A 7392-nucleotide genomic window follows, 5' to 3' on the forward strand; every position below is an offset into this window, starting at 1 on the left:
AACCACTACAGCCTGCTCGCCAGCATCGAAGACACCTTCGGGCTGCCCTACCTTGGCTACGCCGGGACCCCGGGGCTAAACCGCTTCGGGCTCGACGTGTACAACGCCGGGGTCTAACAAGCGCGGAGAAGCTGCGGCTCTCACGAGCAGCACCCCAGTAAGCCAGGAAGGTCGCCCGTCCAGCGGACGGGTGGCCTTCCTGGCGTTAACGCTTAAGAAGCCGGATGCGTGAACGGGATCCGGTCAAACGAGATCACGTTCGCTGAGCCGCCGGAATTGACGGTGACCTTGAGCCAGTCCTTTGCATTGTTCGAGCCGTCCACAGTGACACGCGTCAGGTTCTTGGCCGCTGTGGCCTGGCCGTAGAAGGCCAGCCACGCTGAGCCGGCTGCGAGTGGGCGGTCCTGGTTGTACACGTGGCTGTCTCCGTTGATCAAGTAGACCGGACCCCCGAAGGAGTTCGATTCTTCGATCAAGGTCTGCACCAGGGGCTTGAAAGCACTGAAATCAGACTGGGACGGAGCCGCCACGGTCGGGTCAAACATATCGGCCTGCGTCATCACGACGACGGCCCGGTCACCGTTGTTCCGGGCGGTCTGGAAGGTGCCCTTCAACTCCTCGATATCGGCCCGGGTCCGCTGCTGAACCTCATCCAGTTGGGCGGCAGTGGGCTGGGTTTGGCCGAGCCCGGTCCACGGGAGCGTCGAGTTGTTACTGCCAGGAATGTTGACGGCAGTGAAGGCGACCTCATGTTTGCGGAAGCTGACATTCTCCGGGAAGCCATCCTTGGCCTGCGACTTCACCTTCATGGCTGCACCGAGGGTGAACCCCGGCTTGGGAAAGAAGAGCTCACGAACTTTCGCCAGCCTTTCCAAGGGGTCGTAGGCTCCGTTATTCGAGCGGTGGCAGTCTGTCCACTCGTTGTCCCCCGGCGTGTAGACCAGGGGCGCAGTGAAACTGTCAAAGTTCTTTTTGATGGCTTCGAAGTACTGCTCAGTGCACTGGGACGACCCATTCTTGATGTCGCCGACGTGAGCCACGAAACTCAATTCCTTGTGCGCGTTCAGGTCCTGGATATAGGACGGGAATGCTTGGATTTCAGCGTTTCCGTAGGGCACATCGCCGATCACTCCGAAGCTGAAGCCATYCGTGTTGCCCTGGTGGCCGTTGCCGTTAGTCTGGCCGCCGTCGTTTCCATTGTTGGCCGCCAGCCCCGGCGGGGCCAGCAACGTGGTTGAAAGAAAGACGGCCCCGACCGTTGCGATCGCGAATCTTTTCATAGAACGCATGAAACTCTCCTCGTCATTGATCTCCGGATCCCCGGATGAGGCTATTGGCCGCCGCTGAATTTCAGGAGTCGGTGACGTGAATTTCCACTGCCGGGCAAGACCCCGCGCACCCGCCTTCCCGGCGATTCGGCGTGAGAGATTCCACCTTGGTACGCGTAGAGTGCGAGGCTGGCTGAGGATTCGGAGGTCGGCATGCGGGCGATTCTTTTGGGCGGGACCGGCGCCATAGGTGGTGCGACTGCGATGTTGCTTGCCCGGGCCGGCTGGGACGTGGACGTCACCGGTCGTGATTCTTCCCGGATGCCGGGCGAACTGTCGGAATCCGGTGTGCGATTCCACCAGCTTGAACGCAGCGATACAAGCGGCGTCGAAGGGCTCGTCGGCGCCGGCGCGGATCTGCTTGTCGACCTCGTGGCCTACAACGCTCCGGACGTGCGGGCACTTCTGCCGGCCATGGCATCGGTGGAAAGCCTGGTCCTGGTCTCGAGCCGGGCCGTCTATGTCGACGATTCCGGCCGGCACGTCAACGGGGACGACCCGCCGCAGTTCACGGGCCCGCTTGGCGAAGACCGCCCGACCCTGGCGCCCGCAGCGGACGACGTCGACCCTTTCACCCGGGAGGGATACGCACCTTGCAAGGTCGCCGCCGAGCTGGCTGCGCTGGGCTCAGGCCTCCCGGTCACGGTAATTCGGCCGTCGAAAGTCCATGGACGATGGGCCCGGAATGCCCGCACCGCTGGCATCGTCGCGAGGATGCTCCGTGGCGACCGGACCATCGAGCTCGCCGGCGCCGACACGATCGATCACCTCACTGCCGCGAGGAATGCCGCCGCCTTGATTGAGACGGTGGCCGCCCGTCCCGGGCGCCGCATACTCAATGCCGCCGATCCGGACACGCCGACAGCCGAGGAAATCGTCGGCGCCATCGCCGGCGAGCTCGCCTGGGGAGGGACGATCGAGCGCGTCCCCACCGGAACCGACCGAGGACGACACCCTTGGCAGACGAGGATGACTCTTGACTCGACGGCGGCACGTGAGCTCGGAGTTCAACCCGCCGGGAGCGGCCTCGGTCTCCTAGCCGAGGAGGTCCAATGGCTGCTCTCCCGGACGCCTGCGCAGTAAGGCTCCGTCAGCCGGTGTTCTCAGGGTCGTCCGGCCCAGAAGGGGATAAGTTGCGACTGCCCTTCGGCGGGGACGCCGTGCATCATCGGGGCCGTGGTGATCGGTTCGGCGCCCACGTCGCAGCCGTTACGGCCCCTTGACGGCGGCAGCGGGACCGTCATCGGCTCCGAGCCTATACGCCCCCGGTCCCATCCTGCCCACCCCATCACCTCTCAGTTCCAGAAGGTGTCGATCTCCGCTGCGAGACGTCGACCTTGGTCTCGGCCAGCTCGAGCGGCGGGGATACGGGACTCGGGATCGAGCGGATTTGCCCCCATTGCCTCCAGCGACGCGCAGTCCGCGTTGATCATGTGGACGCGGGCAGCGCCCAGAGCGCGCAGCTGCTCGTCTGAAACTGCGGTGCCAAAGGGTGACTCCGCGGCTGATGGAACGAGGATGAGGACTTGCGCCGCCCCTGCAGCAAGGTCAGCATTGGCCATCGATCGCGTCCCGCCGTCCATGTAGAGGTGGCCCCCAATGTCCACCGGCGGCCAGACGGCCGGAACAGCACAGCTCGCAGCCACAACGTCCACCAGACTCGTTCCAGACCTCTTGTCGAACACTCTTAGCTCACCGGTACCCGTGTCTACAGCAGGGACGAGCAGCGGCCAGTCAGGCCACTCGTGCGTCGTCAAACGCGCTTCGATCACGGCGCGGCGGACGGCGGCGGACGGCGTATCCGCTGCGAGAGCGAGGACACCCAATCGTTGCCGCGCCTGCTCGGGCGAAGTTGCATCCTTTGTAGCATCCGTCATCATGCCGGCGATCTGTGCCAGGTCTATCGTGGCGTTCCGCTCTGCCGTCATCGCCGCCACTTGTCGGTCGAAAAGTTGTTGGAGACTATTTCCGGTGGCGATCTGGGCCCCGACTGTTGACCCGGCAGACGTCCCCACCAACGTCGTCGAGGGTCTCAGGAGGCGCTGCACCAGTCCGGGCGCCTCGTCCTGGAGACCAAGGAGAAAGCCGGTCTCCCAGGCGATTCCTGCGACGCCGCCGCCGGCGAGTACCAGGGCGCTCTTCGTTGTGATCATGGGTTCTCCTTGGTCGTGCCCTCGGCCGTCCACGCAATCCCGCCCTAAAAAGGGTCTTCCACCGCCCGGGTCATCAGAGTGAGCATAACTCCCCCGGATGATTGAGCAGAACGGCCCCATCCGGCCAGCGAGGAAGTGCATATGTCGGTGGCGCCGACTATGAGGCGAGTAGGCTCGGCATCATGACCATTAACTCCTCATCCGACAGTATTCGACGACTGGGTGGCTGGCTGCCCGAGCAACAGGACGACCTCGAGGAGTGGATCGCCGGCCATCGGGAACGGGTGGAGGCGCGCGGTGCAGATGTTCCCCTGCACCCCGTGATCGTTGAGTTCCAGGAACTGATTGCCGCCGATCCGGTTGTCCGTCTCTACATGACGGAGATGATCGAGCAGGTTCCGAAGTCCAAGCCCTACCGCAAACGGCATCTCACGAGCGTCGACCAGATGCTCCGGCTGATCAACGAGGTCCTGACGACGGCTCCGGAGTTCAGCGAAGGCGGCATGGTCACCACGCCGCTGACGGCGATCCTCGATTGGACCATGGGAACCGAGGCCGGGTTCGCGGCCCACCGCGATCCGCGGATCATCGCCATGTTCCGCAAGATTCTGGATGCTTGGTGTGTGTTCTTGACCAGCGAGGACTCGTTGTATGTGTTAAACGACTCGCCGTCCGGGTGGATGTCGGAGAAAGCCCGGCAGGTCGTCGGGATGGACGACTACCAGCACGATGCCCTTGCCGAGCACTGGGGCTTTACGTCGTGGAACGATTTCTTCGCCCGCCGGCTCACGCCGACGTCCAGGCCGGTCTCAGCACCCGGAGACGACAAGGTCATCGTCAGCGCCTGCGAGTCGACCCCCTACAAGATCAGCTCCGACGTTCAACGGCAAAGCCGGTTCTGGGTCAAGAACCAGCCCTACTCACTCGATGACCTCCTCGCCCGGGACGAGTCGGTGGAACAATTTGTCGGCGGAACGGTCTACCAGGCCTTCTTGAGCGCGTTGAACTATCACCGGTGGCACGCTCCCGTCGCTGGAACGATCGTGCGGGCGTACCTTAAGGACGGCACGTACTTCTCCGAAGCGGAATCCGAGGGGGCCGACGCCGTCGACTCGAGATTCTCGCAGTCCTATTTGGCCCACGTCTCGGCCCGGGCGATCATCCTGATCCAGGCCGACGACCCCGTGATCGGTCTCATGGCGGTGATCCCCGTGGGCATGATCGAGGTCTCGTCCTGCGTCATCAGCCCGGAGATCGTCCCCGGCCACCACGTGGACAAGGGCGACGAGCTGGGGTACTTCCAGTTCGGCGGCTCGACGGAGTGCCTCGTCTTCCGGCCCGATGTTATCGACCAGTTCGCTTTGGCCGCCATCCCCCAACCCCAGAATCCGCATGCACCCCTCGTGCGGGTTCGGTCGAAGCTGGCGACCGCCAAGTCCTGAGGACCGCGTAGAGTGCCGCGACTGCCGCTAAATCAGCTTTTCGGCGTCGGGGTCACTGCCTGGCGTCCATGATGCGCAGCACCGGGTGCCCGTCGATGTCCTGGAGCGGAAAGTAGACCCGATGCGTGGCCTGGTCCACGGCGACGGTGTGGGCGTAGTCGGCGAGTTTGCCCGATGCTTTGAGCGTGAGGTTGCGGTTCTGTTCGTCGAAGACGCTCACGACGCCGGACTCCGAAGCGACGTAGAGGCGGCGAAAGCCCTGATCGAAGGCAAGCACGTCCGGGCCGGAACCCGTGTCAATCCGGGCGCTGACCTGTCTGGTTTGCAGGTCCAGGAGCAGAAGTTTCGCGCTGCCCTCGCACGTGATGAACGCAAGCTTGTTGGCCCCGTCGACGTAGAGCCCGTGGTTGCTGGCGCAGTCCGGGATCGGGATCCTTCCGGTGACGGCGTCGGTGGCCGGGTCGTAGACGCTGTTGCCTGCATCGCCACCGATCTCGATCGAGGCCTTCGCCGTATTTGTGGCGAGGTCGATGACCGTTTCGGCGTGGCCGTGTTCGTTGGAGACGTACGCCTTGCCGTGGACCGGGTCGTAGGCGATCCCGTCGGGCGTGTCCCCGGCCTGGATCCGGGTGGTCACCGTCAAGGTGTTGGTGTCGATAATGGCGACCTCGTTGGTTCCCGAAACGGCGGCCAAGAGAAGGTGCCGGTCGGCCGCGAGGGTGACACCATGCACCGAGGGTGTTCCCTGGACGGTCTCGGCGACAGCGCCGCTGGCGAGATCGACGGCGTGGACGGTGCCGTCGCCGAGGTGGGCAATATACAGCCGCTTCGCATCCGCGTCGAGGGCCTGACAATCGAGCCTGCTCGCTGCCCCGGGCAGGGCTATGTCCTGGATCTGGGCCAGCGGCAGCGACGACGCCGGACCCGAGCAGGCACCTAGGAACGCCAGCAACACGGCCACAAGCCCTGCTGGGACCAATGCGGCCTTCGCCGGCCTTTGCACCGCTGCCGGTCCCATTGCACTCTCCGTTCCGGACGGCGCTTCGAGTCCGCCAGCTCTAACGGGCCCATCCTAGGCCCGGGGCGCCCGATCGTCGTCAGCCAAATACGTGCGGCCTAACGAGAAGCATGTTCGCTCCCCGCGGCAGCGGTTACGCGGACCCGTTCAGGGGGAATGCCTGAAGGCGTGGCGTGCCTCGCGGACGGCGTAGTAGATGATCACGGCGCCGGCGAGCAGATCGGCCCACCACCATCCCAAGAGGGCGTTCAGGACCAACCCGGCCAGGACCGCGCCTGCCAGGTATGCGTCGACCAGGGTCACTTTCCCTTCGGCGCGCAGCACCGGGTTGCCCAAGGCGTGCCCGGTGCGGATCTTCCCCCACGCAAGGCCGAGCATGACCACTGAGGTCAGGGCCGTCCAGAGAATGCCCAACCCGGAGGTCGCGGGGCGGACACCGGTGAAAAACACGAGAACCAGCTGGAGGAGAAGGTAGGCGGCGAGCGCTGCGAAGGCAGCCCCGATCAGCCGCATCGCCCGGTCCTCCCGGGCTTTGTGGACGCCTTTGAGCTGCCAGACCACGACCAGGGAGGCGAAGACCTCAATCAGGGAATCCAGACCGAACCCGGCCAGGGCCGGGGACCCGGACCCGAGGGCGGCAGTGGCGAGGACGCCAAGCCCGATCAGGTTCCAGCCGAGCGTCGCGTATTCAAGGCGCAGCCCGCGGCGCAGCAACAGCCCGCGGCCCCCCGTTATTGTGGTGGCCTTAGCACTGCTCATCTGGTCTTTCCTCGTCATCGTAACTACAGGCTGTCTCCCGCGTCCGGGCTTACTCCCGAGCCTAGCGAGTTAGGACGGTCTTGGCGCGCGGAGAGTGGCCGAACGCTGGCGAATTCCGAGGCGGCCCCGCCAGCTTCGCGGGGCCGCCCTTTGGATCGGCCTTACTTTGACCCGAGGAATATCGGGTTGGTGAGGGCAGCCATCGGGCCCAGGAGAAGGGCCGTTCCCATCGCTGTGCCGTTACTCGGGGTGCCGTCGCTCATCGGATGGCGTACCTCGGCGCGTACGTAACCTGCGAGCTGAGGCGTGGTGATCCAGGTGCTGGTGCCCGCACCTGAGGCCGGGAGGGTGATTTGCTGAGTCTGTCCTTCATCGGTGATGAAGCGGACCACACCGTTGGGAACCCCGGCGATCTTCGCGGTGACCGTTACCCGGGCATCCGCGCCGACGTCGAGCCGTTCCCCGACGCCGGCGCTCCGGCCGCCGGAGGTGACGCTGAAGTCGACGGTTATGTCGGCCGATTCAGCGATCCAGTTCCGGCCGTTGCGGATACCCTCGAGGATGCCGTCCCGGGACAGTGCCTTCGCGTTGACAACGTTATGGGGCAACCCGATGACCTGCGGTTCGCTGTGAGCGTCACTGTTGCCCATTGCGGGCAGCCAGCGGCCGCCGTTTCGCACTGAGTGTGCCAG

General features: G+C 64.7%; 7 protein-coding genes. 2 read left to right on the top strand and 5 right to left on the bottom strand.

Annotation, left to right across the window (positions count from 1 at the left end; translation table 11 throughout):
- Window positions 1-212 precede the first annotated feature (212 nt).
- A complete protein-coding gene (locus AB4Y86_RS07895) occupies window positions 213-1628 on the bottom strand; it encodes a hypothetical protein (protein WP_441401662.1) in 1416 nt (471 codons plus the stop codon).
- Between AB4Y86_RS07895 and AB4Y86_RS07900 the strand changes: the two genes are divergently transcribed.
- Window positions 1515-2411 carry an NAD-dependent epimerase/dehydratase family protein gene (locus tag AB4Y86_RS07900; RefSeq protein ID WP_441401660.1) on the top strand — a complete coding sequence of 299 codons (897 nt, stop codon included), beginning with the start codon at window positions 1515-1517 and terminating at the stop codon, window positions 2409-2411. The two genes, AB4Y86_RS07895 and AB4Y86_RS07900, sit on opposite strands and share 114 nt — an antisense overlap.
- Before the next feature lie 212 nt (window positions 2412-2623).
- Here the strand turns inward: AB4Y86_RS07900 and AB4Y86_RS07905 are convergent, their stop codons facing one another.
- Window positions 2624-3481, bottom strand: a complete 858-nt coding sequence (locus AB4Y86_RS07905; RefSeq protein ID WP_441401650.1) for a patatin-like phospholipase family protein — start codon at window positions 3479-3481, stop codon at window positions 2624-2626.
- Between the two features lie 182 nt (window positions 3482-3663).
- On the opposite strand from AB4Y86_RS07905, the gene AB4Y86_RS07910 reads away from it, so the two are divergent.
- Window positions 3664-4923, top strand: coding sequence for a phosphatidylserine decarboxylase family protein (locus AB4Y86_RS07910; RefSeq protein WP_441401652.1), 1260 nt, complete (start codon window positions 3664-3666; stop codon window positions 4921-4923).
- 52 nt (window positions 4924-4975) lie between these two features.
- Here AB4Y86_RS07910 and AB4Y86_RS07915 read toward each other — a convergent pair whose 3' ends face one another.
- The 3 genes from AB4Y86_RS07915 to AB4Y86_RS07925 all read right to left on the bottom strand — a co-directional run.
- Complete coding sequence (locus AB4Y86_RS07915; protein ID WP_441401654.1) at window positions 4976-5941, bottom strand: YncE family protein; 966 nt, start codon at window positions 5939-5941, stop codon at window positions 4976-4978.
- Between the two features lie 147 nt (window positions 5942-6088).
- The gene (locus AB4Y86_RS07920) at window positions 6089-6700 is read right to left on the bottom strand and encodes a cation transporter (RefSeq protein WP_441401656.1); all 612 of its coding nucleotides are present in this window, start codon (window positions 6698-6700) and stop codon (window positions 6089-6091) included.
- A 161-nt stretch (window positions 6701-6861) separates the two neighbouring features.
- A partial coding sequence (locus AB4Y86_RS07925) for a hypothetical protein (RefSeq protein WP_441401658.1) occupies window positions 6862-7392 on the bottom strand: 531 nt, incomplete at its 5' end.

This window comes from Arthrobacter sp. 2YAF22_2 (assembly GCF_052114645.1).
GTDB lineage: Bacteria > Actinomycetota > Actinomycetes > Actinomycetales > Micrococcaceae > Arthrobacter.